21 protein-coding genes are annotated in these 24,324 nt (G+C 71.3%); 9 read left to right on the forward strand and 12 right to left on the reverse strand.

The genetic code is table 11. The features are described from left to right. Positions 1-7: 7 nt before the first annotated feature. From HW130_RS07970 to HW130_RS07980, 3 genes are all read left to right on the forward strand, one after another. On the forward strand, positions 8-949 hold the full coding sequence (locus HW130_RS07970; RefSeq protein ID WP_177148728.1) for an RluA family pseudouridine synthase: 942 nt from the start codon (positions 8-10) through the stop codon (positions 947-949). Further along, entirely contained in the window at positions 946-1,425 is a 480-nt protein-coding gene (locus HW130_RS07975; protein WP_177148729.1) for a GNAT family N-acetyltransferase, read from the forward strand. The genes HW130_RS07970 and HW130_RS07975 overlap by 4 nt, the downstream gene beginning before the upstream one ends. A 96-nt stretch (positions 1,426-1,521) precedes the next feature. Beyond that, entirely contained in the window at positions 1,522-3,108 is a 1,587-nt protein-coding gene (locus HW130_RS07980; RefSeq protein WP_177148730.1) for a Na+/H+ antiporter, read from the forward strand. 34 nt (positions 3,109-3,142) lie between these two features. Here the strand turns inward: HW130_RS07980 and HW130_RS07985 are convergent, their stop codons facing one another. Next, entirely contained in the window at positions 3,143-3,661 is a 519-nt protein-coding gene (locus tag HW130_RS07985) for a cyclopropane-fatty-acyl-phospholipid synthase family protein (RefSeq protein ID WP_177148731.1), read from the reverse strand. A 67-nt stretch (positions 3,662-3,728) separates the two neighbouring features. Further along, positions 3,729-4,859: a mechanosensitive ion channel family protein gene (locus HW130_RS07990; RefSeq protein ID WP_177148732.1), complete on the reverse strand. Its 1,131-nt coding sequence runs from the start codon at positions 4,857-4,859 to the stop codon at positions 3,729-3,731. Between the two features lie 44 nt (positions 4,860-4,903). Between HW130_RS07990 and HW130_RS07995 the strand changes: the two genes are divergently transcribed. After that, the gene (locus HW130_RS07995) at positions 4,904-5,473 is read left to right on the forward strand and encodes a dienelactone hydrolase family protein (protein WP_177148733.1); all 570 of its coding nucleotides are present in this window, start codon (positions 4,904-4,906) and stop codon (positions 5,471-5,473) included. Positions 5,474-5,537: 64 nt separating this feature from the next. On the opposite strand, the gene HW130_RS08000 is transcribed toward HW130_RS07995, so the two are convergent. The 5 genes from HW130_RS08000 to HW130_RS08020 all read right to left on the reverse strand — a co-directional run bounded on the left by HW130_RS08000 (position 5,538) and on the right by HW130_RS08020 (position 11,530). Beyond that, positions 5,538-6,542 (reverse strand): zinc metalloprotease, encoded by a 1,005-nt coding sequence (locus HW130_RS08000; RefSeq protein WP_256355962.1) that lies wholly within the window; start codon positions 6,540-6,542, stop codon positions 5,538-5,540. 295 nt (positions 6,543-6,837) lie between these two features. Beyond that, positions 6,838-8,484 (reverse strand): alkaline phosphatase, encoded by a 1,647-nt coding sequence (locus HW130_RS08005; RefSeq protein ID WP_177148734.1) that lies wholly within the window; start codon positions 8,482-8,484, stop codon positions 6,838-6,840. A gap of 102 nt (positions 8,485-8,586) precedes the next feature. Continuing rightward, positions 8,587-9,402 carry a DsbA family protein gene (locus tag HW130_RS08010; protein WP_177148735.1) on the reverse strand — a complete coding sequence of 272 codons (816 nt, stop codon included), beginning with the start codon at positions 9,400-9,402 and terminating at the stop codon, positions 8,587-8,589. 63 nt (positions 9,403-9,465) lie between these two features. Next, positions 9,466-10,158, reverse strand: a complete 693-nt coding sequence (locus tag HW130_RS08015; RefSeq protein WP_177148736.1) for a hypothetical protein — start codon at positions 10,156-10,158, stop codon at positions 9,466-9,468. Between the two features lie 37 nt (positions 10,159-10,195). Beyond that, positions 10,196-11,530, reverse strand: a complete 1,335-nt coding sequence (locus HW130_RS08020; RefSeq protein ID WP_177148737.1) for a DUF2252 domain-containing protein — start codon at positions 11,528-11,530, stop codon at positions 10,196-10,198. Between the two features lie 178 nt (positions 11,531-11,708). On the opposite strand from HW130_RS08020, the gene dnaE reads away from it, so the two are divergent. Then, positions 11,709-15,248 (forward strand): DNA polymerase III subunit alpha, encoded by a 3,540-nt coding sequence (dnaE, locus tag HW130_RS08025; protein WP_177148738.1) that lies wholly within the window; start codon positions 11,709-11,711, stop codon positions 15,246-15,248. A 106-nt stretch (positions 15,249-15,354) separates the two neighbouring features. Here the strand turns inward: dnaE and HW130_RS08030 are convergent, their stop codons facing one another. Next, positions 15,355-15,525: a hypothetical protein gene (locus HW130_RS08030; protein ID WP_177148739.1), complete on the reverse strand. Its 171-nt coding sequence runs from the start codon at positions 15,523-15,525 to the stop codon at positions 15,355-15,357. A 305-nt stretch (positions 15,526-15,830) separates the two neighbouring features. Here HW130_RS08030 and HW130_RS08035 point away from each other — a divergent pair, with 305 nt between their 5' ends. Genes HW130_RS08035 through HW130_RS08050 form a run of 4 tightly spaced genes read left to right on the forward strand, consistent with a single transcriptional unit; the run spans position 15,831 to position 19,639 of the window. Further along, positions 15,831-17,117, forward strand: coding sequence for an NYN domain-containing protein (locus HW130_RS08035; RefSeq protein WP_177148740.1), 1,287 nt, complete (start codon positions 15,831-15,833; stop codon positions 17,115-17,117). Positions 17,118-17,137: 20 nt separating this feature from the next. Further along, complete coding sequence (locus HW130_RS08040) at positions 17,138-18,112, forward strand: ABC transporter ATP-binding protein (protein WP_177148909.1); 975 nt, start codon at positions 17,138-17,140, stop codon at positions 18,110-18,112. Further along, entirely contained in the window at positions 18,109-18,927 is an 819-nt protein-coding gene (locus HW130_RS08045; RefSeq protein ID WP_177148741.1) for an ABC transporter permease, read from the forward strand. Before HW130_RS08040 ends, HW130_RS08045 begins: the two co-directional genes overlap by 4 nt. Before the next feature lie 34 nt (positions 18,928-18,961). Further along, positions 18,962-19,639: an ABC transporter permease gene (locus HW130_RS08050; RefSeq protein ID WP_177148742.1), complete on the forward strand. Its 678-nt coding sequence runs from the start codon at positions 18,962-18,964 to the stop codon at positions 19,637-19,639. Positions 19,640-20,259: 620 nt separating this feature from the next. On the opposite strand, the gene ybaK is transcribed toward HW130_RS08050, so the two are convergent. The 4 genes from ybaK to HW130_RS08070 all read right to left on the reverse strand — a co-directional run bounded on the left by ybaK (position 20,260) and on the right by HW130_RS08070 (position 24,275). Beyond that, entirely contained in the window at positions 20,260-20,766 is a 507-nt protein-coding gene (gene ybaK, locus HW130_RS08055; protein WP_177148743.1) for a Cys-tRNA(Pro) deacylase, read from the reverse strand. Between the two features lie 17 nt (positions 20,767-20,783). Next, on the reverse strand, positions 20,784-21,524 hold the full coding sequence (locus tag HW130_RS08060) for an LON peptidase substrate-binding domain-containing protein (RefSeq protein ID WP_177148744.1): 741 nt from the start codon (positions 21,522-21,524) through the stop codon (positions 20,784-20,786). Between the two features lie 5 nt (positions 21,525-21,529). After that, the gene (locus HW130_RS08065) at positions 21,530-22,561 is read right to left on the reverse strand and encodes a hypothetical protein (protein WP_177148745.1); all 1,032 of its coding nucleotides are present in this window, start codon (positions 22,559-22,561) and stop codon (positions 21,530-21,532) included. A gap of 112 nt (positions 22,562-22,673) precedes the next feature. Beyond that, a complete protein-coding gene (locus HW130_RS08070; RefSeq protein ID WP_177148746.1) occupies positions 22,674-24,275 on the reverse strand; it encodes an oxidoreductase in 1,602 nt (533 codons plus the stop codon). Between the last annotated feature and the right edge of the window lie 49 nt (positions 24,276-24,324).

Genomic DNA, 24,324 nt, shown 5'->3' on the forward strand with positions numbered 1-24,324 from the left:
TCGACGGGTGAGTACCCTTCCCGAGATCCGCACCCTGCCCGTACCCGACGGCCTGGAGGGCGAGCGCGTCGACGCCGCCATCTCCCGTATGTTCGGGTTCTCCCGTACGAAGGCGGCCGAGCTCGCCGCTGCCGGGAAGGTGCAGGTCGACGGCTCGGTCGTCGGCAAGTCCGAGCGGGTGCGCGGCGGCGCCTGGCTCGAGGTGGAGATGCCCCAGGCGCCCGCGCCGGTGCAGATCGTGGCCGAGCCCGTCGAGGGCATGGAGATCGTGCACGACGACGACGACATCGTCGTGATCATGAAGCCGGTCGGCGTCGCCGCGCACCCGAGCCCCGGCTGGACCGGGACCACCGTGATCGGCGGACTCGCCGCGGCGGGCTACCGCATCTCCACCTCGGGAGCCGCCGAGCGCCAGGGCATCGTGCACCGGCTCGACGTCGGCACCTCCGGGCTGATGGTGGTCGCCAAGTCGGAGCGGGCGTACACGCTGCTCAAGCAGCAGTTCCGGGACCGTACGGTCGACAAGCGCTACCACGCGCTCGTGCAGGGCCATCCCGACCCGCTGAGCGGCACGATCGACGCCCCCATCGGCCGGCACCCCAGCCTCGACTACAAGTGGGCGGTCACGGCGGAGGGCAAGCCGTCGGTGACGCACTACGACCTCATCGAGGCGTTCCGGGCGGCGTCGCTGCTGGACATCAAGCTGGAGACCGGCCGCACGCACCAGATCCGGGTGCACATGGCGGCGCACCGCCACCCCTGCGTCGGTGACCTGACGTACGGCGCCGACCCCACGATGGCCAAGCGCCTCCGCCTGACCCGGCAGTGGCTGCACGCGGTGCGGCTCGGGTTCGAGCACCCGTCCGACGGGCAGTGGGTCGAGTTCGCGAGCAAGTACCCGGACGATCTCCAGCAGGCCCTGGAGACGATCGCCGCGGAGAGCGCGTGACCGTGTACACCGTGCGGGTCGCGGCCGGCCCCGAGGACCGTGAGGCGTGCTTCGCCGTCCGCAAGGAGGTCTTCGTCGCCGAGCAGCGGGTGCCCGAGGACATCGAGTACGACGCCCACGACGCCGAGGACACCGGCACCATCCATGTCCTCGCGGTCCGCGCGGACGGTGTGCCGCTGGGCACCGGCCGGCTGCTGCACGGCGCGGCCGCCGCCGACCGGACCGGCGGCGACCTCACGGTCGGCTCGCTCGGTCGGCTCGCGGTGACCAGGGAAGCGCGCGGGCTCGGCGTGGGCGTGGCGCTGGTGCGCGCCATCGAGGACGCGGCGCGCGAGCGCGGCCTCGCGGCGGTCGACCTGCATGCGCAGACCCACGCGCTGGGCTTCTACGAGCGGATCGGCTACGAGGCGTACGGCACCGAGTTCCTGGACGCCGGGATACCGCACCGGTCCATGCGGCGCGACCTGTGTTCCTGAGCACCCCGGCGGGCTAGCCGTGTAAGCGGCCCGGCAGGTCCCCGTGTCAGGGTTGAGACCTTGATCCTCAAGGTTCCAGGCCGGCGGAGGACCATCGTGGACCAATTGGCCCTGTTGTTCGCCCTGTTGTTCGGCGCCGTGGTGACCGTCCCGCTGGGGCAGCGGCTCGGGCTGCCCGCGCCGGTGCTGATGACGCTCGCCGGGATCGTGCTGGCCCTGCTGCCGTTCGTACCGAACGTCGACGTGCCGCCCGACCTCATCCTTCCGCTGCTGCTGCCGCCGTTGCTGTACGCGGCCGTCCAGCGCACCTCCTGGCGGCAGTTCACCGCGAACGCGCGGCCCATCCTGCTGCTCGCCGTCGCGCTCGTGTTCGTGACGACCGCGGTGGTCGCCGCCGTCGCCCATGCCGTGGTCCCCGGCCTGCCGATCGCCGCGGCGGTCGCCCTCGGCGCGCTGGTCGCGCCTCCCGACCCCGTGGCGGCCACGGCTGTCGCGGGCTCGCTGGGGCTGCCGCGCCGACTGGTGTCGATCATGGAGGGGGAGGGGCTGTTCAACGACGTCACGGCCATCGTGCTCTACCACGTGGCGATCGCGGCGGCCGTGAGCGGCGAGTTCTCCTGGGAGGTCGCCGCGGGGGAGCTGGTGCTGTCGGCCGTGGTCGCCGTGGCGGTGGGGCTCGTGCTCGGCTGGCTCTCGGACAAGCTGATGGGGCTGCTCGGCGACGCGACCCTGCAGGTCGGCCTCTCGCTGATGGTGCCGTTCGTCAGCTATGTGCTGGCGGAGGAGCTGATGGGCTCCGGCGTCCTCGCCGTCCTGACCACCGCGCTGTTCCTCGCCGAGCGCACCGCGGACCCGGACGACGTGATGGGCCGGCTGGCCGGGAGCACGTTCTGGCAGATCGTCGACACCCTCGTCACCGGCGTCGCCTTCGGGCTCATCGGCCTCGAACTGCACAACGTCTTCGGCACCGCCGACGGGCGGCTCGGGCAGCTGCTCGGATGGAGCGCCGCGGTCGTCGCGGTCGTCGTCGGCGTACGGCTGCTGTGGCTGCTGCCCGCCGCCTGGCTCGCCAAACGGATGCACCACCTGCGCGACTACGACGAGGACGTGCCCACCAGCTGGCGGGAGACCGTCGTCCTGTGCTGGGCGGGGATGCGAGGCGTGGCATCGGTCGCCCTCGCCCTCGCGATCCCGCTGGAGACGGACCACGGCACGGGGTTCCCGATGCGCGAGGTGATCATCTTCATCGCGTTCGCCGTCATCATGGCGACCCTGGTCTGCCAGGGCCTGACCCTGCCGTGGCTGGTTCGGCGGCTCGGGGTGCGCGCGGACACCGGCGCGGAGCGCGAGCTGGAGCGCAGCCTCGCCGTCCGGGCGGCGCGGGCGGCGAGGGCCCGGCTCAAGGAGATCGAGGCCGAGGAGGACCTGCCCGAGGATGTCAGCGAGCGGCTCCACCGTGGCGCCGTCGAGATGGGCGCACGGATCAGCCCGGACATCGTGGACGACGAGCGGCGCGACTGGTTCGCGAAGCGGGCCGAGCGGATGGCGACGGTGCGGCGCATCCAGCGGGAGATGATGTCGGCCGCGCGCCACGCGGTGCTCTCGGCGCGCAACGAACCGGGCGCGGACCCGGAGATCGTGGACCGGGTGCTGCGGCACCTGGACGTGCACAGTCTGCGGTGAGCCTCCGCCGCAGCGCCGGGCCGCAGCGACCTCGTCAGACCACGGTGACCTGGACGCCGAGCAGCGTGGATCCCTCCGTCCGGCCCGTCGAGATCACCGTGGTCGCACCCGGCCAGGTGAGCTTGGGCAGGAGGATTCCCTCCAGCTCGCGCGCCCTGCCGTGCTCCGGGGGCTCGTAGAACAGCGACAGTGTGCCGCCCGGGGCCAGCAGGCCGCGCAGCAGGGCCACTTCGAGGTCGGCGGCGGACGTCCAGAAGACGTTGACGTTCACCGCGAAGATCTTGTCGAACCGGTCCCCGACGGGCGGCAGTTCGGCGAGGGCGAGCTGCCGCACCTCGGCGCGGCCGTCCGTGATGTGCGCGCGGTTGCGCCGGCGGGCCGCGTCGACGGCGTGTGCCGAGCGGTCGATCGCGGTGACGGTGCCGGTGGTCAGCCGCCCGGCGACCAGATCGAGCGCGACGCCGGGGCCGCAGCCGATCTCGAGCACACGGTCGTCCGGCCGTACGTCCAGCTGTTCGACCGCCCAGACGAGGCGCTGCGGCGCAGAGGTCACGCGCCCAGGGTAGGGACGTCCCCGCCGTGGGGACAGCCGCCGCGCCACGGACGCAGCGGCCGGGCCGTCAGCCTCGGCCCGTGCGCCGGCTGTGGTCGTCCTGTTCGGGGACGGGGCCGGGCACCGGTGCGGAGGAGTGCGCGGGCCACTGGCCAGACGGCGGCAGCGAGGCCGCCGACGTCGCGATGCGCGGCAGCGCGTACGGGTGCTTCTCGCACAGCCAGGCCACCATCTGCTCGCGCACCGTGCACCGGGCCGTCCAGACGTCGTCGGCGTCCTTCGCCGTCACCACGGCCCGCACCTGGATCGTGCTGGGCGTGGTGTCCGTGACGGCGAGGCCCCAGTCGCGACGGTCCCAGGCGGAGCAGTCCTCCAGGATCTCCAGCAGCTTCTCCCGCATCAGCGCCACCGGCGCCGAGTGGTCCAGGTGGAAGAAGACGGTGCCCGTCATCTGCGCGCCGCCGCGGGACCAGTTCTCGAACGGCTTGCTGGTGAAGTACGACACGGGCATGGTGATCCGCCGCTCGTCCCAGGTCCGCACGGCCAGGAAGGTGAGGGTCACCTCCTCGACCACTCCCCACTCGCCGTCGACCACCACGGTGTCGCCGATGCGCACCATGTCGCCGAACGCGATCTGGAAGCCGGCGAACAGGTTGCCGAGCGTCGACTGCGCGGCCACGCCCGCGACGATGCCGATGATCCCCGCGGAGGCCAGCATCGAGGTGCCGACCTTCTCCATGCCGGGGAAGGTCAGCAGCATCGCGGCGATGGCCACGACGGCCACGACCGCGGTGACGATGCGCATGATCAGCGTGACCTGCGTGCGCACCCGGCGGACGCGTGCCGGGTCCCTCGTCGAGGACGCGTAGCGGGCGTACGTCGACTCCACGGCGGCCGACACGATCCGGGTCACCAGCCACGCGCTGGCCCCGATCAGCACCAGGGACAGGACGTGCCCGATGCCCGTGCTGCGCTCCCGTACGAGCGGCTGGTGGATCTCGCCGTACGACGCGCGCAGCAGTCCTCCGAGGAGCACGACCTGCAACGGCAGGCGGCAGCGGCGCAGCATGCCCCACAGCGGGGTCTCGGGGTGGCGGTCGTCCACGCGGCGCAGCAGCCGGTCGACGGCCCAGCCGACGAGCAGCGTCAGCACCACCGATCCGCCGACGACGGTCAACGGGCGCAGTACGTTCTCCATGTCTCCTGACTCCGTGAGGCGAAGGCGGCTGGGAGGATGTCCGGATGAACATCATCCTTTTCCATTCGACCTTCGGTCTGCGCGCGGCGGTGCACGCGGCCGCCGACCGGCTGCGTGCGGCCGGGCACGAGGTTCGCGTGCCCGACCTGTTCGACGGGCAAACCGCCGAGACCGTGGAGGAGGGCAGGGAGCTCAGGGAGAGGATCGGCACGGACGAGCTGCTGCGGCGGGCGATCCACGCCGCCGCGCCCCATTCCGACCAGGGGCTGGTCTACGCCGGCTTCTCGCTCGGCGGCGCGATCGCGCAGAACCTCGCGCTGGGCGACGAGAAGGCGCGCGGGCTGCTGTTGCTCCACGGCACCTCCGACATCGCGGAGGGCGCGTCGGCGGACGGCCTGCCCGTCCAGCTGCACGTCGCGGACCCCGACCCCTTCGAGCCCGACGACTGGCTGAACACCTGGTACCTGCAGATGCGGCGGGCGGGCGCGGACGTGGAGATCCACCGCTACGCGGGCGCGGGCCACCTGTACACGGACCCCGATCTGCCCGACTACGACGAGGAAGCCGCAGAGCGGACCTGGCGGACCGCCCTCGGCTTCCTCGACACACTCTGACGACTGACCCGGCGTCGGGCACGGTGCCGCGGACCCGCCGCACCGTGCCCGTGCGCGGGACGTGTCAGGCGCGGTACGCCGTCCAGTGGTCCTTCATGCGCTGCACCTGGCCCGAGGTGAACTGGTACATGCACGCGTCGTACGTGTAGTCCATGAAGTTGTGGATCGGGTCGACACCGGGCTTGCTGGCGCAGGTGTCACGGCCGGTCGGGCACTGGTACGCGGCGCTCTTCTCGGCCGGGGTGTCGCTCACGTAGTCGCCGTTGCCGTTGCAGCCGCCCTGGAAGGTGTGGTAGAGGCCCATCCAGTGGCCGACCTCGTGGGTGGCGGTGTCGCCCTCGTCGTAGTTGGCGGCGGTGCCGCCGGGCAGCGAGGCGTCGAGGACGACCACACCGTCCATCGACGGGTTGGAGTTGTACGAGGTCGGGAAGGTCGCCCAGCCGAGCAGGCCGCCGCTGAGGTTGGCGGTGTAGAAGTTGAGCGCGCCGGCGCCGCCCTGGCGGAGGGTGGACTTCATCTGCTTCTCGGCAGTGGAGCCGGAGGCGAGGTTGTACCAGGCCGGGTTGTTCGAGTAGTCGGTGCCGGCCAGTGTGAACTGGAAGCCCGAGTCGACGTTTCCGGTGCCCTGCCCGGCGAAGGCCGAGTTGAGGACCGCCATCTGGCTGCTGATCTGGGCGCTCGTCAGCTTGCCCTTGTCACCGTCGTGGATGACGTGGAAGTAGACCGGGATGCTCACCGCGGCGGCGGTGGACAGGCCGCGGGCGTTCGTGCGCGCCGCTTCCAGTCTCTTCCTCAGGTCCGCGTCCATGGCCTTCGCCTTGGCCTCGGTGACCTCGTTGGGCTCATTCACGTGGCCGGCGCCGGGACGCGTCTCGCGGGCCGTGGCGCTCTCGTGCTCGTGCGTGTCCTCGACGCACTCCTCGGCGGAAGTGGCGGCGGTGACGGCGGACTTGGGTGCGGCGACGCTGCCGGGGGCGGAGAGCGGCGCGATGGCCAGGGTTCCGGCCATGATCGCCGTACCGACTGCGCGGTGGCGCAGACGGGGGGATATACGGGCAAGAGCACGCATGACGTCTCCTCGCGGGGGGTTGTAGAGGGGGCCTTTCCTGGCCACCGCGGGGAGATTACGGGTGCATGTCAGATCTTGATGAGGATCGATCAAGCCCAATCAATCGTGGGGCTATTACGGACATCGGGGAGAAAAGTTTCGGCCATGTCCGGCCTATGAGATCGGCGCGTAACGAAGTGCGTGACGACGACGGGTGGTGTGTCCGCATTCATGGTGCGGAACACACCACCCGTCGTAGTGATGTGATCTTCCGTTAACAGTGTGACGAGTGGCTGAAAACAACCCCTCCGCTACGTCAGCGCACCGGCTGATTCACGCGCTCGACCTTCTGTGTTCCGCTGAGAGTGCGGTAGGAGCGCGACCACGACGACGTTGCGTCACGGTTCGTCCGGTCCGAGACGGTGAAGTAGTCCATCTGCGTCCGCTCGGCGGTCACGTCCAGGACTCCGTAGCCGTGCGCGTCCATGTCCACCCACTTCACATGGCGGTTGGCCGCCCGGATCGCGGCCTGCGCGACCAGCGAGACCGTGCCAGGCGCCACATGGAGGATGTCGTCCAGGTTGTCGGAGGTCACCGACGTCACCACGAACTCGGTCGCCGCGGACGCGGACAACGGGTACGTGGCGGCCCTGACCGGCACGTCGTTGGCCCAGGCCATGTGGATGTCACCCGTGAGGAACACGGTGTTCCGGATGCTGCGCTGCGTCAGGTGGGCCAGCAGCTCCTTGCGGTCGTCCGTGTAGCCGTCCCACTGGTCGACGTTGACCGCCAGCCCTTCCTGCGGCAGCCCCAGCAGCTCGGCGAGCGGCCCGAGCAGATGCGCCGGCAGGGAGCCGAAGGCGACCGGCGAGATCATCACCGAGGTGCCGACCAGCTTCCAGGAGGCGTCGGAGGACACCAGGCCGGCCTTCAGCCAGTCCAGCTGTGCCCGGCCGGTGATCGTGCGGTCCGGGTCGTCCACGTCGCCGTTACCGATGCCCGACTGCTGCGAGCGGAACGAGCGCAGGTCCAGCAGGTGCAGATCGGCCAGCCTGCCGAAACGCAGCCTGCGGTACACGGTGCCCTCGGTGGACGCGCGCACCGGCATCCACTCGAAATAGGCCTGCTTGGCCGCCGCCACCCGCTCCGTCCACGCGCCCTCGGCTCCCGGCGTGTGGTTCTCCGCACCGCCGGACCAGGTGTCGTTGGCGAACTCGTGGTCGTCCCATATCGCGATCACCGGATGCGCGGCGTGCAGCGCCTGCAGATCGGCGTCCGTCTTGTAGGTGGCGTGCCGCAGGCGGTAGTCGGCGAGGCCGGTGATCTCGTGTCTCGGCTCGTGCCGCCGCACGACGTACTCCTCGGCCGGGTAGCCGCCCGTCGCGTACTCGTAGATGTAGTCGCCGAGATGCAGGACCGCGTCGAGGTCCGGCCGGGCGGCGAGATGGCGGTACGCGGAGAACCAGCCGGCCTCCCAGTTGGCGCACGAGACCACGCCGAAGCGCACACCGGCCACGGCGGCGCCGGCGGCCGGAGCCGTACGCGTGCGGCCGACCGGGGAGACGGCGGAACCGGCCCTGAACCGGAACCAGTAGGTGCTCGCCGGACGCAGACCCCGGACGTCCGCCTTGACGGTGTGGTCCGAGGCGGCCCGGGACGTGTCGCTGCCCCGGGCGACGACCCGCCCGAAGTCCCGGTCCTCCGCGACCTCCCAGTCCACCCGCGTGTCCGCGCCCCTGCCGGAGCCGGGCACGGCGTCCGCGCTCGGCGTGACCCGCGTCCACAGCAGCACGCCGTCGGGCAGCGGGTCGCCCGACGCGACGCCGTGGAGGAAGGATGCAGTCTGGTCCGCAGCGGTGGCGGGGGCCGCTGAGACCGCGAGTGCGGGAGCGGCGACAGCGGTGGCGGCAACGGCCTTGACGACCGTGCGGCGACTGGGAGTTGAGGAGATTCGACTGGTCACGGCCGATCAGACTACTGATCGGTACGCCGAACGGGCGGGCGAATTCGGAAAGTTCGCCCGCCCGTTCGGAAACGGTCAACCGCGGTCCCGCCGCGGGTGTTCTCAGCCCTTGAGGGCCTTGTCGATCGCCTTGGTGTACTGCTCCACCGTCATGGGCGCGTTGTCGCTGCCCTCGGCGGTGATCTTCTTGCCGTCCATCCTCAGCGTCGGCGTGCCGCCCACGCCGCTGTCGTCGAACGTCTTCGACATCTTCATCGCCCAGGCGTCGAAGGTCCCGTCCTCGACGTTCTTCCTGAACTCGCTGTTGTTCTTCAGCGCGGGCACCGAGTCGGCGATCTCGAGCAGGTACGCGTCCTCGGCGAACTTGTCGTCGCTCTCCTCGGGGTGGAACTTCTCCGAGTAGAGCGCCGACTTGTACGCCATGAAGGCGTCGGGGCTCACGTCGAGCGCGGCGCCGAGCGCGCTCAGCGCGTTCTTCGATCCCTCGCCGTTGTCGGCGTTGTCGATGAACGTGGCGCCGATGTACTTGATCCTGTACTTCCCGGCCTCGACGTCCTTGCCGACGGTCTCGCCCACGGCCTGCTCGAACACCGCACAGACCGGGCAGCGGGAGTCCTCGTACAGCTCCAGCGTCTTCTTCGCGTCCGCCTTGCCGATGACGACGCTCGTGCCGTCCTTGCCCTCGGTGTTCTCCGGGGCGGTGACGCTGGTCTTCTCGGCGGCCGCCTCCCAGTGGGACGGCTTGTTGGCCTGCATGATGCCGAAGCCGACACCGCCGGCGATCGCCAGGACCAGCACTCCCGTGCCGGCGACGATCAGCTGCCGGCGCAGCTTGTCCTTCTTGGCCTGGCGCTCGCGCTCCAGACGCAGCCGCTCACGGGCCGCCGCCTTGCTGGCCTGGCTGTTGCGCTTGCTCATGATCATTCACTCCATGGGGACGGGGGGTAAAGGGGGATTCCGGCCGGGCGCGCAGAGCGCGGTTCACGCGCAGAGCGCGACCGGACGCGGGGGTCCCCTCCGTCCGACGGAGTGCACCAGCAGGCGCGCACGGGAGGAGCGGGGCTCGCGGTGCCCCCGGCGGCCCGTCGTGCGCGGAGCGCCCTCGGTGCCGCACAGCACGGCGGCCGCGAGCAGCAGCGGGCGGAAGGCGAAGGTCCCCACCGAGCGCAGCAGCGCGGCGAGCGCCGCCTCGCCACGCCGCAGCCAGGCCGCGGCGAGCAGCCCCACCGAGACATGGGCGGCGAGCAGCAGCCAGGGCACGGCGGGGTCGGGCGAGTCCAGCACGCCCCCGAGGCCGCCTGCCTCCGCGCCCGGCGCGACGCCCGGCAGCCGGGCGCCGACGCTGCCGCCGCACAGCACGTCGAGGCCGACCGAGCGCAGCGACCCGGTGACCGGGCCGCCGGCAGCTCCGTAACACGCGTGCTGGCCCGCGGTGAAGACGGTGTCGGCGGCCAGCTCCAGCGGGATCAGCACAGCGGCGATCCGCCCGAAACCGCGCTCCTCGCCCGACAGCGCGTAGGCGACGGCGAAGACGGCGGCCGCGAGCACGGCGACGGTGGCCAGCGGCAGCGGGGCCTGCGAGAGCAGCACATGGGAAGCGGCGGACAGCGTCACGACCAGTGCCGTGAAGACCGCCGCCCGCAGCGCTCTGAGCCGCGTCCCTGATATGTCCATCGCCGGTGAGTGTGCCACGCCCTGCTGTAAGAGATCCCTAAAGAGCCCGCAGGCCGGGAATCCTGCCGTTGCGGAACAGGTCCACGAAGATCTGGTGGTCGGCGCGTGCCCGGGCGCCGTAGTCGTGCGCGAAGGAGACGAGCAGGTCGCCGAAGCCGTCCTCGTCCGCCGCGATCGCCGCGTCGATGGCGCGCTCGGTGGAGAACGGCACCAGCGAGTGCCCGCTCTCGTCGTCCGCCGCCGCGTGCATCGTCGCCGTCGCCCGGCCGAGATCGGCGACGACGGCGGCGATCTCCGCCGGGTCGTCGATGTCCGACCAGTCCAGGTCCACCGCGTACGGGGAGACCTCGGCGACCAGCTGGCCGGAACCGTCCAGCTCCGTCCAGCCGAGCCACGGATCGGCGTGGTCCTGGAGCGCGCGCTGGGAGATCACCGTGCGGTGGCCCTCGTGCTGGAAGTAGCCGCGGACGGCGGGGTCGGTGATGTGCCGGGAGACGGCCGGCGTCTGCGCCTGCTTCATGTAGATCACGACATCGTTCTCCAGGGCGTCGCTGTTGCCCTCCAGGAGGATGTTGTACGACGGGAGGCCGGCCGAGCCGATGCCGATGCCTCGCCGGCCCACCACGTCCTTGACCCGATAGGAGTCGGGCCGGGTCAGGCTCGACTCCGGCAGCGTCTCCAGGTAGCCGTCGAAGGCGGCGAGCACCTTGTACCTCATGGCCGCGTCCAGCTCGATCGAGCCGCCGCCTGCGGCGAACCGGCGCTCGAAGTCGCGGATCTCCGTCATCGAGTCCAGCAGCGAGAACCGGGTGAGCGAGCGCGCCGTGCGCAGCGCCCCGAGCAGGGGGCCGTCGGCGGTGTCGAGGGTGAAGGGCGGGACCTCTTCGTTCTTCGCGCCGGTCGCAAGCGCGTGGATGCGCTCGCGGTAGGCGGCGGCACAGATCCGCACGAGGTCGGTGATCTGCTCGTCGCCGAGCGCCTTGGTGTAGCCGATCAGGGCGAGCGAGGCGGCCAGGCGCTTGAGGTCCCAGGTGAAGGGGCCGACATAGGCCTCGTCGAAGTCGTTGACGTTGAAGATCAGGCGGCCGTTGGCGTCCATGTAGGTGCCGAAGTTCTCCGCGTGGAGATCGCCGTGGATCCACACCCGGCCGGTGCGCTCGTCCAGGAAGGGCCCGCCGTGCCGCTCGCCCTCGAGGTCGCTGTAGAACAGGCAGGCCGTGCCCCGGTAGAACGCGAAGGCGGAGGCCGCCATCTTGCGGAACTTGACCTTGAAGGCGGCCGGGTCGGCGGCCAGGAGCTCGCCGAAAGCGGTGTCGAAGACGGCGAGGATCTCCTCGCCGCGCTGCTCGGCGGTGGGCTGCGGGACCGGCATCGCGGAGTGCCTCCTGGTGCATGACAAACGGGACAGCTTTTCCGCCCCGTCCAACGCATGAAGGTACGCAGGAGTGCCCGCGGAGTGTCAGTCCCGCGACGTAGACTTCCACGCTGTCCCCCAGAGCGGGGGTCTGGGGGTCGCCCCCCAGAAGACTGCAGCCCGGAGGCCCGCCGCCGTGACCAAGCCGCCCTTCACGCACCTCCACGTCCACACCCAGTACTCGCTGCTGGACGGTGCCGCGCGGCTCAAGGACATGTTCGATGCCTGCAACGAGATGGGCATGACGCACATCGCCATGTCCGACCACGGCAATCTCCACGGGGCGTACGACTTCTTCCACTCGGCGAAGAAGGCGGGGGTCACCCCCATCATCGGCATCGAGGCGTACGTCGCTCCCGAGTCGCGCCGCAACAAGCGCAAGATCCAGTGGGGTCAGCCCCACCAGAAGCGGGACGACGTCTCCGGTTCGGGTGGTTACACCCACAAGACGATCTGGGCGGCGAACGCGACCGGCCTGCACAACCTGTTCCGGCTCTCCTCCGACGCGTATGCGGAGGGCTGGCTGCAGAAGTGGCCGCGTATGGACAAGGAGACCATCTCCCAGTGGTCCGAGGGCCTGATCGCCTCCACCGGCTGCCCCTCCGGAGAGCTCCAGACCCGGCTGCGCCTCGGCCAGTTCGACGAGGCCCTCAAGTCGGCCTCCGAGTACCAGGACATCTTCGGCAAGGACCGGTACTTCCTGGAGCTGATGGACCACGGCATCGAGATCGAGCGCCGCGTCCGCGACGGACTGCTGGAGATCGGCAAGAAGCTCGGCATCCCGCCGCTGGTCACCAACGACTCGCACTACACGTACGCCCACGAGGCCGGCGCCCATGACGCGCTGCTGTGCATCCAGACCGGCAAGAACCTCTCGGATCCCGACCGCTTCAAGTTCGACGGCACCGGCTACTACCTGAAGTCGACCGACGAGATGTACGCGATCGACTCCTCGGACGCCTGGCAGGAGGGCTGCCGCAACACCCTCCTGGTGGCCGAGCAGGTCGACACCACCGGCATGTTCGAGAAGCGCGACCTCATGCCGAAGTTCGACATCCCCGAGGGCCACACCGAGGTCACCTGGTTCAAGGAGGAAGTCCAGCGCGGCATGCACCGCCGCTTCCCGGACGGCATCCCCGAGGACCGCCAGCGCCAGGCGGACTACGAGATGGACGTCATCATCCAGATGGGGTTCCCGGGGTACTTCCTCGTCGTCGCCGACTTCATCATGTGGGCCAAGAACCAGGGCATCGCGGTGGGCCCGGGCCGAGGATCCGCGGCCGGTTCGATCGTCGCGTACGCCATGGGCATCACCGACCTCGACCCCATCCCGCACGGTCTGATCTTCGAGCGCTTCCTCAACCCCGAGCGCGTCTCCATGCCCGATGTCGACATCGACTTCGACGAGCGCAGGCGCGTCGAGGTGATCAGGTACGTGACCGAGAAGTACGGCGCCGACAAGGTCGCCATGATCGGCACGTACGGCAAGATCAAGGCGAAGAACGCGATCAAGGACTCCGCCCGCGTGCTGGGCTACCCGTACGCGATGGGCGACCGGCTCACCAAGGCCATGCCCGCCGACGTCCTCGGCAAGGGCATCGACCTCAACGGCATCACCGACCCCTCGCACCCCCGCTACAGCGAGGCCGGCGAGATCCGCGGGATGTACGAGAACGAGCCGGACGTGAAGAAGGTCATCGACACCGCCAAGGGCGTCGAGGGCCTGGTCCGGCAGATGGGCGTGCACGCCGCCGGCGTGATCATGTCCAGCGAGACCATCACCGAGCACGTCCCTGTGTGGGTCAGGCACACCGACGGCGTCACCATCACCCAGTGGGACTACCCGAGCTGCGAGTCGCTCGGCCTGCTGAAGATGGACTTCCTCGGCCTGCGCAACCTGACGATCATGGACGACGCCGTCAAGATGGTGAAGTCCAACAAGGGCATCGACATCGACCTGCTCGGCCTGCCGCTCGACGACCCGAAGACCTTCGAACTGCTCCAGCGCGGTGACACCCTCGGCGTCTTCCAGTTCGACGGCGGCCCCATGCGGTCCCTGCTGCGGCTGATGAAGCCCGACAACTTCGAAGACATCTCCGCCGTGTCCGCGCTCTACCGCCCGGGCCCGATGGGCATGAACTCGCACACCAACTACGCCCTGCGCAAGAACAAGCAGCAGGAGATCACGCCGATCCACAAGGAGCTGGAGGAGCCGCTCAGGGAGGTCCTGGACGTCACCTACGGCCTGATCGTCTACCAGGAGCAGGTCCAGAAGGCCGCCCAGATCATCGCCGGTTACTCGCTCGGCGAGGCCGACATCCTCCGCCGCGTCATGGGCAAGAAGAAGCCCGACGAGCTGGCGAAGAACTTCACCATCTTCCAGGCCGGCGCCCGCAGGAACGGCTACAGCGACGAGGCCATCCAGGCCCTGTGGGACGTGCTGGTCCCCTTCGCCGGATACGCCTTCAACAAGGCCCACTCCGCCGCGTACGGACTCGTCTCCTACTGGACGGCCTTCCTCAAGGCCAACCACCCCGCCGAGTACATGGCGGCGCTGCTCACCTCGGTCAAGGACGACAAGGACAAGTCGGCCGTCTATCTGAACGAGTGCCGGCGCATGGGCATCAAGGTCCTGCCGCCCAACGTCAACGAGTCCATGTCCAACTTCGCCGCCCAGGGCGACGACGTGATCCTCTTCGGCCTCACCGCCGTGCGCAACGTCGGCGCCAACGTGGTGGAGTCGATCATCAAGTCCCGTAAGGCCAAGGGGAAGTACAGCTCCTTCCCCGACTTCCTCGACAAGGTCGAGGCCGTCGTCTGCAACAAGCGCACCGTCGAGTCGCTCATCAAGGCCGGCGCCTTCGACACCATGGGCCACACCCGCAAGGGCCTGGTCGCCCACCACGAGCCGATGATCGACAACGTGGTGGCGGTCAAGCGCAAGGAGGCCGAGGGGCAGTTCGACCTCTTCGGCGGCATGGGCGAGGAGGAGAGCACCGAGCCCGGCTTCGGACTCGACGTCGAATTCTCCGACGTCGAGTGGGAGAAGTCGTACCTGCTCGCGCAGGAGCGGGAGATGCTCGGCCTCTACGTCTCGGACCACCCGCTGTTCGGCATCGAGCACGTCCTCAGCGACAAGACGGACGCGGCGATCTCCCAGCTGACCGGCGGCGAGCACGCGGACGGCGCGGTCGTCACCATCGGCGGCATCATCTCCGGCCTGCAGCGCAAGATGACCAAGCAGGGCAACGCCTGGGCGATCGCCACAGTCGAGGACCTCGCCGGTTCCATCGAGTGCATGTTCTTCCCGGCGACGTACCAGCTCGTTTCCACGCAGCTCGTCGAGGACACCGTGGTCTTCGTCAAGGGGCGGCTCGACAAGCGGGAGGACGTCCCGCGGCTCGTCGCCATGGAGCTGATGGTCCCCGACCTGTCGTCGGCCGGTACCAACGCGCCGGTCGTCGTGACCATCCCGACCGTCAAGGTCACCCCGCCCATGGTCAGCCGCCTCGGCGAGATCCTCAGCCACCACAAGGGCAACACCGAGGTGCGGATCAAGCTCCAGGGTCCGCGCAAGACCACGGTGCTCCGGCTCGACCGGCACCGGGTCCAGCCCGATCCCGCCCTGTTCGGCGACCTCAAGGTGCTGCTCGGCCCGTCCTGCCTGGCCGGCTGAGGGGGTGTCCGGCCAAGATCCGCCGGACACCCCCTCAGCCGCCTGCCGGCACGCAGAAGGGGCGCGCCCGTCGTCACGGGCGCGCCCCTTCTGCCCATCAAGTCCGTCAGTTGTGGCCGAAGCGCTTCTGCCGGCCCTTGTGGGCGACATCGGACGGCGTGACCTGCGCCGCGCGCTGCTCGGCCTGCGCCTCCATGGACGACTTGGCGGCCTCCTGGTGGCCGCGCTCCGCCGGCGAGGACTTCTGACTGCGCTCACGGTTCTTGTTCTTGGCCATGGTGGGTGCCTCCTGTGGGTTCTAGGGGCCAGGGCCGCTGTCAGGCTCACATAGCCGAACAACCCGCGCATTTTGGATCATTGCGGACCGTAATCACCGGCCGGAGTCCTGGACTCGCCCGATCCGCCACGCCGATGATCGAGTTCCGGCCGTCAACCCTGCGGCAGTCGGGCAGACTCGAAGGAAACCCGGAACAATCCCTGATCCGGACCTTTCCCGACCTCCGAGTTCCCGACGGCGACCGGAAATGCCGGTGATCGCGGAAGGGCTCCGGGGAACGTCGCCGGAAGAGTCCCCGAAAGAGGGTGGAACGCGTGGACCGCTGCGTCGTCCTGGTGGACGCCGGATATCTGCTGGGCGCCGCCGCGAGCCTTCTCGCGGGAGAACCGGCGCGGTCGCGGATCACCGTCGACCATTCCGCCCTCATCCAAGGACTGCGCGACCTCGCCGAGGCCGACACCGAACGCCCGCTGCTCCGCATCTACTGGTTCGACGGCGCCCCCGACCGGGTGCCCCAGCCCGAGCACCGCAGGCTGCGCGTGATGCCTCGCGTCACCGTCCGGCTGGGCGCCCTGACCCGCAGCGACGGCCGCTGGGCGCAGAAGGGCGTCGACGCGGCCATGCACGCCGAACTCACCGAACTGGCCAGGAACCGCGCCTGCTCCGACGTGGTGCTCGTCACCGGCGACGGCGACCTCCTGCCCGGTCTGATGTCCGCGAAGGAACACGGCGTCGCCGTCCACCTGTGGGCCGTCCAGGCCGCCGACGGCGACTACAACCAGTCCGAGGACCTCGTCGCCGAGGCCGACGAACGCCGCGTGCTCGACCGGGTCTGGATCACCCGCGCCGTACGGGCCAAGGAGCTGAGCGGCGTCTGCGCCCCGGCCCCCGTGCCCCGCCCCGAGATCGCCGCCATCCTGTCGGCGCCGCTGCCCGAATCGGCGCTCGCCGCCTCCGACGAGCGCGCGGCCGACACCACTTCCCGCAACGGCACACCGACCGCGTCCGCCGACGCCGCCACCGGCACCGCATCCGCACCCGCCCCCTCCAAGGGCGTGCCCACCCCCAAGGACCTCGCCGGACTGCGCGCCCCCGGCCTGCACCAAGCGCCGGCCACCCCCGCCAACGCCACCCTGCGCTGGTCCTCCGACAAGGGCTGGATCGACCGCTCCGGCCAGGGAACCCTCGGCGAACCGCCCGAGAGCGCGTCCCTGCCCACCCTCGCCCAGCTCACCAGTGCCGAGCAGCGCTGGGCCGACCGCGAGGAGGACATCACCACCGTCGGCGGAGACCCCTTCGAAGTGGGCCAGGTCTTCGCGCGCCGCTGGATGGAGCGGTTGCCCGAGGCGGGCCACGTGCAGAACCTGTCCAGCATGTACCCCCGCATCCCGCACCGGATCGACGGCGAACTGCTGCGCTACGCGGCGCGTTTCGGACTTCTCGCCCACAAGGACGACCAGATCGACGAGCACGACCGCTATGCCATCCGCGCGGGATTCTGGCGCGAGATCGACGTGAGAACGGCCGCCGAGCACGCCCCGGCGGGGGAGCAGTCGGGGCCCGAGGGCATCCGGGGCGGCCGGACCCCGTAGTCTCGTACCTCGTGAGTACGGTGTGCGTGGTGCGGGATCTGGTCAAGACGTACCCCGCCGCGCGCGGCAGGAGGGGCACGCCCGGGACACCCGAGGTGCGGGCCACCGACGGGATCAGTCTCGACGTCGGGCGCGGCGAGATCTTCGGCCTGCTCGGACCCAACGGCGCCGGCAAGTCGACCCTCGTCCGCCAGCTCACCGGGCTCATGCGCCCCGACTCCGGCAGCGTCGAGCTCCTCGGCCACGACCTGGTGCGCCACCCCGAGCGGGCGGCCCGGCTCGTCGGCTACCTCGGCCAGGAGTCCACCGCCCTCGACGAACTGACCGTCGCCCTCGCCGCCGAGACCACCGGGCGGCTGCGGGGGCTGACCGTACGGCAGGCACGCGACGAACGCGACGCCGTCCTGGACGAGCTCGGGCTCACCGCCCTCGCCGCGCGCCCCCTCAAGAAGCTGTCCGGCGGCCAGCGGCGCCTCGCCTGTTTCGCGGCGACCCTCGTCGGCGAGCGGCCCGTCCTCGTCCTCGACGAGCCGACGACCGGCATGGACCCCGTCGCCCGGCGTGCCGTGTGGGCGGCCGTCGACCGCCGTCGCGCCGAACACGGCGCGACCGTGCTCCTCGTCACCCACAACGTCATCGAGGCCGAGACCGTCCTCGACCGCGTCGCCGTCCTGGACCGCGGCCGCGTCATCGCCTGCGACACCCCCTCCGGGCTCAAGGAGCGGGTGGCGGGCGAGGTCCGCGTCGAGCTGGTGTGGCGCGAGCGGGCGCCGCTGGACGTGCCCGAGGTCGCCGCGCTGCAGGACTTCGCACAGGAGTCGGGCCGCCGCTGGGTGCTGCGCCTCGCTCCGGAGGAGGCACGGGCCGCGGTCGCCGCGGTGACGGGCGGCGCGGCGTTCGCGGCGCTCGACGACTTCACGCTGGCCACCCCGAGTCTGGAGGACGTGTACTTGGCACTGGGCGGGAACGCGACGAAGGGGCTGGTCAAGGCGTGAGCATCATCTCCGCCGCATCGGCGAGGACCGTGCGCGGGGCTGCCCCCGTCCCGGAGGACGCCGCACCGCTCGCGCCACGGGCGCGACTGCTGCCGGCGCTCGCCGCGGTGTACCGCGCGCAGCTGTCCCGGGCGCGGGTCGCCCGGATCCCGCTGCTGTTCGTCGCGACCTTCCAGTCCGTCGGGATCATGGTCCTGATGCGCGGGGTCGTCGACGGCGGCACCGAGGCGAAGGCGGTCGTCGCCGGTGCGAGCGTGCTCGTCGTCGCCTTCGTCGCGCTGAACCTGCTCGCGCAGTACTTCGGGCAGCTGCGTGCCGGGGGCGGCCTCGACCACTACGCCACGCTGCCGGTGCCGCCCGCGGCGGTGGTGCTCGGGGCGGCCGGGGCGTACGCCTCCTTCACCGTGCCGGGCACCGTCGTGACGGCCGTCGCGGGCAGCGTGCTCTTCCAGCTGCCGCTGACGCACCTGTGGGTGCTGGCCGCGGTGATCCCGCTGTCCGGCGCGGCACTCGCCGGCCTCGGCGCGGCCCTCGGCCTGCTCGCGCCGCGCCAGGAGCTGGCCACGCTGCTCGGCCAGCTGGGCATGTCGGCGGCGCTGCTCCTCGGAGTCCTCCCGGCCGACCGGCTGCCGGGACCGATCTCGTACGCGCGTGACCTCCTGCCCTCCACGTACGGCGTCGAGGCGCTCGCCCGTACCTTCGACGCGCGCCCCGACTGGGCGGCGGTCGGCCTCGACCTGACGGTCTGCGCGGCCGTCGGCGTGGTGTCGCTGGCGGTGGCGACGTGGGCGTACCGGCGGGCGGCAGTCCGGTGAGGCGTCACTCGGGTGGGCCTGGCACGATGGCGGTGTGACCGCACCGCTGACTCCTCCTCACCGGCCGAACCGGCAGCCCTCGGGCGACAACCCCTGGCAGTCGCCGCCCACCGGCCCTGTCCCCGCGGGTGCGACCTGGACGGGCGACGGGCCGGCCCCGAAGGACGGGCCGGACACGGACGACCTGAGGAAGGACCTCAAGGACGGCGCCGTGGTGCTGGTGGCCGTGACGGTGCTCGGTGTGGTGCTCGGGCTGCTGTGGCTGTGGCTGGCGCCGCGGGTGCCGCTGGTCTCCAACGAGAGCGGCGTCTTCCTCAAGGACACGGAGGGAGAGGAGGCCATCGGCGCGGACGGAACGTTTGTGCTGCTGGCGGCCGGGCTGGGCGCGCTGAGCGCGGCGGCCGTCTTCCTGTATCGCCGCCGCGGCGGAATCGTCCTGGTGCTGGCCCTCGCGCTCGGCGGCCTGCTGGCCTCGCTGCTCGGCTGGGGCGTGGGCGTCTGGTTCGGCCCGACGCAGGACGTGGTGGAACACGCGCGCCAGGTGGGCGAGGGCGTGACGTTCGACGCGTATCTGGAGCTGGGTGCCAAGAACGCGCTGCTGGCGTGGCCGTTGGCGGCGATGGCGGTGCACCTCGGTCTGACGAGCCTTTTCGCGCCGCATGACCCGGAGCCGGAGCTCGACCCGCACGGGCCGTGGCCGGGCTCGGGCTGAGCATTTCCCCACCCCCACTCCGCCCCCGCCCCTCCCGCCGTATCGATGTGCGGCTCCGCCCGCGTGGGCGCCCTCGCGGGCGGGTCGAGGCTTCGCCCCGGCCGACCGGGTACGCGCCCTTGCGGGCGCGGGCCGGGCTTCGGCCCGGATCGGGCGTCCTGCGCCCCGGTGGCCGTTGTGCTCGGGGGCTTAGCCCCAACCCCGCGGGCCGGGCCCGAGCCGCCCCTGTCCGCGCCTTCGCGCGCCCCGACCCACCGGGCCTGGCGGCCATGCAGGGGGGCGTCCGGAACGAAGCCAGGAGGCGGTGCCCCCGGGGGGCTGATTCGTGCAGCGGGATCCGCCCCGCCGACGACGGGGGCTCGGGGCCGGAAACTCAGCCTCGCCGGCGTTTGAGGCGCGGGGTCCGCGGCGAGCCCCGAGAAAGCTAGGGCCTCTCGTTTGGATCATGCCGGGCTCGCGGGCCCTGGCACGCACGCTCGCCGCGTTGTCGTCGGTCGCCATGGCTCCGCCATTGTCTCCCTCCTCCGCCTTGCGATCGCACGCACCAGACCCTCCCCCTACGCCCTGCGGGCGTGGGGGGACCCCCACTCACTGATCCGGCCTGATCCAAACGAAAGACCCTAGGCGCGCCCGATCGGGGCCACTGTCGCCGATGTCAGGTCGGCCAGCGCCTCCGGGGACAGCTCGACCTCCAGCCCGCGGCGGCCCGCCGAGATGCAGATCGTCTCGTGGGACGACGCCGACGCGTCCAGGACCGTAGGGAGGCGCTTGCGCTGGCCCAGGGGCGAGATGCCGCCGCGCACGTAGCCCGTCGTGCGTTCCGCCGCCGCCGGGTCCGCCATCGTCGCGCGCTTGCCGCCCACCGCCGCCGCCAGCGCCTTGAGGTCGAGCTGGCCCGCGACCGGGACCACAGCCACCGTCAGGGCGCCGTCCACGTCCGCGACGAGGGTCTTGAAGACGCGGTCGGCCGGGACACCGAGCGCCTCCGCCGCCTCCTCGCCGTACGACGCCGTCGACGGGTCGTGGTCATAGGCGTGGAGCGTGAACGGCGTGCCCGCGGCCGTCAGGGCAACCGTCGCCGGAGTACCACCCGTGCCGCCCGACTGCTTCTTCTGCTTCTTCGCCACGCGCGTGGTCCCTCCCGTCAGTTGGGGCTCGTCGGCTGCCGCGTGAGGTCCACCATCGGCAACGACGGAAGGTGCCGCAGCACCGCCGTCTCCCCCCGCAGCAGCTTCAGTTCCTCGCGCAGCCGCGTCGCCGTGTCCGGCGCCTGGAGCAGCCGCTGCTTCGTGGGGGTGTCCAGCACCGCCGCCGCGGCGACCAGGTACGACACCACCGAGGGCTCGTCCGGCAGTTCCGCCCCCGTCGAGAGCGTCCGCTCACGCGCACCCGCCAGCCGCTGCTGGTAGTTGCGGAAGGCCCGCAGCACGCCCTCGGCGAGCGCGCCCGCGCCGTCACCCGGCTCCTCGGGGAGCTCCTCGAGCTCCGCCGTCAGGAACGGACCGCTCGCGTCCACCGAGAGCAGGCGCACCCGGGTCGTACCGGTCGCCAGGACCTCGAAGCTGCCGTCCTCCCGCTCCCGGATCGTCGCCGCGTCCGCGATGCAGCCCACCCGGTGGAACGCCTGGATCGGGTCGGACCCGAAACCGGCGGCGGGTCCGCGCTCGACGACCGTCGTGGGGTCGGGCATGCCGGGTGCGGTCGGCGCGACCTCCCGCCCGTCCCGGATGGCGACGACGGCGAAGCGCCTCGGCTCCTCCTCGTCCGTCTTCAGCAGTTCGCGCATCATGGCGCGATAACGCTCCTCGAAGACGTTCAGGGGCAGCACGAGGCCGGGGAACAGCACCGAGTTCAGCGGGAAGAGGGGGAGGCGAGCGGTGGTCACAGCGGTCAAGAGTAATGGGCGCGGGTGCGGGCCCCGCGCCCGCGCCCGCGCAGCGGCATCGTGGACGCGACCTCGGTCCGCACCCCGTCCCGCGCCCGCAGGAACCGACCCAGCGGATCGTCCGTCACCGACGTCCAGGGGAAGGAGGTCGCGTAGGGGCCGATCAGCCGGAACTGCGCCAGCGCGTCCGCCCACCGCCCCCGCGCCACGAGCACGTACGCGAGCAGGTTGCGGACCTCGGCCGGCCAGGGGTCCCCGGCCGCGTAGTCCGCGGACAGCGCGATGGCGAGATCCGCCGCCGCGTCGATCCGGTCCTCCTGGACCGACGTGGTCGGCTCGCCGGTCAGCAACTGGGCGAACGCCGCCCGGACCGGCAGCGCCTGGACCAGCGAACCCGGCAGCGCGTCGGCCGCCGCCTCCTCGGCGAAGTCGAAGCACTCGCGGTGGGAGCCGTACCACTGGGCGGACAGGTACTGCAGCGCCGCCACATGGCAGCCGTAGTGGTGCGACGACCGGCGGATGGCCCGTTCCCACAGGGACTCGAACGCCGTGTGCGTCGCGTGCGTCCCGCGGGCGTGGTCCAGCGCGATGCGCCACGGCACGGGGTCGCTCGGTTCGGCGTCCGCCGCCGCGTCGATCAGCGGGCCGACCTCGCGCAGCCGCTCGGCGCGGGCCGGCGACTCCCACGCCCGCGCGACCGCGAGCTGCGCCTTCACGAGCAGGGCGTCCGCGTCGCGGGGCGACGCGCCCAGCCAGCTGCCGAGCCATTCGTCCCGGTTCCTGGCGAAGGCGGCGAGCCGCGACACGTACCGGTCGCGGTTCTCCCATTCGGCTGATTCCCGGGTGGTCGCGAGCAGCTTCGCGGCCCCTTCGTACTCGCCCTCGGCGGCCGCGACGAGCGCGGGACCGAGCCGCTCGTCGGGGGCGTCGAGCAGCACCGCGTCGTCGGGCACGAGGCCGTCGGACAGCCCGGGCGTATGACGGATCATGCGCGCGGCACGAGTCAGGGCGCGAAGGAAAGACATGGTGCGGACCATTGAAAACCGCAGGTGAGCGCGGCGCCAGAGCCCACCTGTGAATCTTTGGTAGCGGCGGAAAGGTTGCTCGGGGGCGAGTCAAGACAGGGTAAAAGAAACGCCGTTCCGCGCCTTATCCGCGCCGCAGCAGGCGGGAGGCTCCCGCCGCCACCGTGGTCGCCAGAATCCACCCGAGAAGCACCAGCGCCGCCGAAGCCCATTGCCAGTGCTCGTCAAGTCTCCAATAGCCGTCCTGGCCGAGATTGATCACCGGAATGAGCAGATCCAGCGCGTACAGAGCCGGATTCCATTCCGGGTGCTCCTCCTTCTTGATCGGATCCGGGGCCACCTGTGCGAAGGCGATGGCGCCCGCCGCCCACAGCACCGCCATCCACAGCGCTGCCCGGCCGGGCCGGTAGCCGTACGCCACGGTCCAGTCCTGCAGGTAGCCCCACAGCTTCGCGGCCAGCGGCAGCGTCTCCCGCCGCCGGCGCTGCTTGGCCAGCAGCACCTCGCGGGCGTCCGCGTCCTCGCCGCAGTTGCGCAGCACGGTCGCGAGCCGTTCGTACGGCTCCGGGGAGTACTCCGGCGTCGCCGAGGTCACCCACTCCAGCCGGCGCGACAACGGGAACTCCTCGTACGGGACGAGGTTTTCGTAGACGAAGCCGCCCATCGCCAGACCGCCCGGTCCCGGCCAGCTCGCCGCCAGGTCGATCAGCGTCACCACCTTGGCGCCGTTCAGCACGACCCGGCCCTCCTCGGGACGCTCCGCGTTGAACCGCAGCTCGGGTGTCGTGATCCGGCGCAGCGACAGCTCCTCGTGCGGGCTCAGCACGAACCGCGCGCGGTTCAGGTCGACCGCGTCGCCGAACCGCCCGTCGTCCAGGCGCACCCCGCCGTAGCACTCGAAGGGCTGCAGCCGCGAGCCGCGCACCGCTGCCCCTGCGGTGTTGATCCCGAACGGGGGAGTGGCGCCCTGGTTGCCGGTGGCGACGCTCACCCAGGCGCCCGTCATGTACAGCGTGCGCTCCACGCTCAGCTGCGGGGCGTTCAGCGCGCGCCGCTCGGCGGCTGCCCGCAGCCGGCTGCCGCGCAGACTGAGCGAGACGCCGATCTTCGCGCCGCGCAGGCTGAACTCCCCGTATGTCTCGATCAGTTCGGCCTGTAAGTCCTGGGCGACCGACAGGCCGTCCGCGGTGATGGCACGCCCGCGGCGGTCCGGGCGCACATGGATCTGGTTGATCAGCAGGTCCGTGCCGATCTGCGCGTCGGTGAGCCGGATGCCGTGCTCCACCCGGCAGCGCGGCATGTGCAGATCGCCCTCCGTGCGCAGCCGGGCCGCCTCGATGCGCGGAATCGCGCAGCCGACCAGGCGCACGGTGGTGAAGTGCGCCTCGGGCATCAGCAGCTCGTTCTCGAAGCGGCAGCCGTTGAGCTCGACGTAGGGGCCGATGCTGCCGCCGGCGAGCTTGAGCGTGCCGGTGATCTGGACGCCGCGCAGCTTGAGCGCGGCGACCCGCCCGGGCCGTGCGGAGGGCCCGCTCAGCAGCAGCCGCGCCACGATGGACGCGCGGACGCTGCGCTCGGGGCCCCAGGGGCGGGGGGAGAAGGGGTCGTTCAGCAGGGGATCGGTGTCGCTGAGGTCGTGCGTGCTTCCGTTTCTGAAGGCGGTCCACATGTTCTGCTCGGTCGGGCTCAGTCCCTCCGGGGGCCCGTCGTCAAGCGGCTCGGTCACTGCCGCTCCTCCGCTCGTTGGCTCGTACAGCTGTTCTTCCCGCTGAGTG

Source organism: Streptomyces sp. PKU-EA00015 (assembly GCF_013387495.1).
Taxonomy (GTDB): domain Bacteria; phylum Actinomycetota; class Actinomycetes; order Streptomycetales; family Streptomycetaceae; genus Streptomyces.

Coding starts and splice junctions, on each gene's coding strand:
- HW130_RS08010 (WP_177148735.1), bottom strand. CDS start 9,402: ATGAGCAAGCGCAACAGCCAGGCCAGCAAGGCGGCGGCCCGTGAGCGG.
- HW130_RS08065 (WP_177148745.1), bottom strand. CDS start 22,561: ATGGTCCGCACCATGTCTTTCCTTCGCGCCCTGACTCGTGCCGCGCGC.
- HW130_RS08015 (WP_177148736.1), bottom strand. CDS start 10,158: ATGGACATATCAGGGACGCGGCTCAGAGCGCTGCGGGCGGCGGTCTTC.
- HW130_RS08000 (WP_256355962.1), bottom strand. CDS start 6,542: ATGCGTGCTCTTGCCCGTATATCCCCCCGTCTGCGCCACCGCGCAGTC.
- HW130_RS08030 (WP_177148739.1), bottom strand. CDS start 15,525: ATGGCCAAGAACAAGAACCGTGAGCGCAGTCAGAAGTCCTCGCCGGCG.
- HW130_RS08020 (WP_177148737.1), bottom strand. CDS start 11,530: ATGCCGGTCCCGCAGCCCACCGCCGAGCAGCGCGGCGAGGAGATCCTC.
- HW130_RS07990 (WP_177148732.1), bottom strand. CDS start 4,859: ATGGAGAACGTACTGCGCCCGTTGACCGTCGTCGGCGGATCGGTGGTG.
- HW130_RS07995 (WP_177148733.1), top strand. CDS start 4,904: ATGAACATCATCCTTTTCCATTCGACCTTCGGTCTGCGCGCGGCGGTG.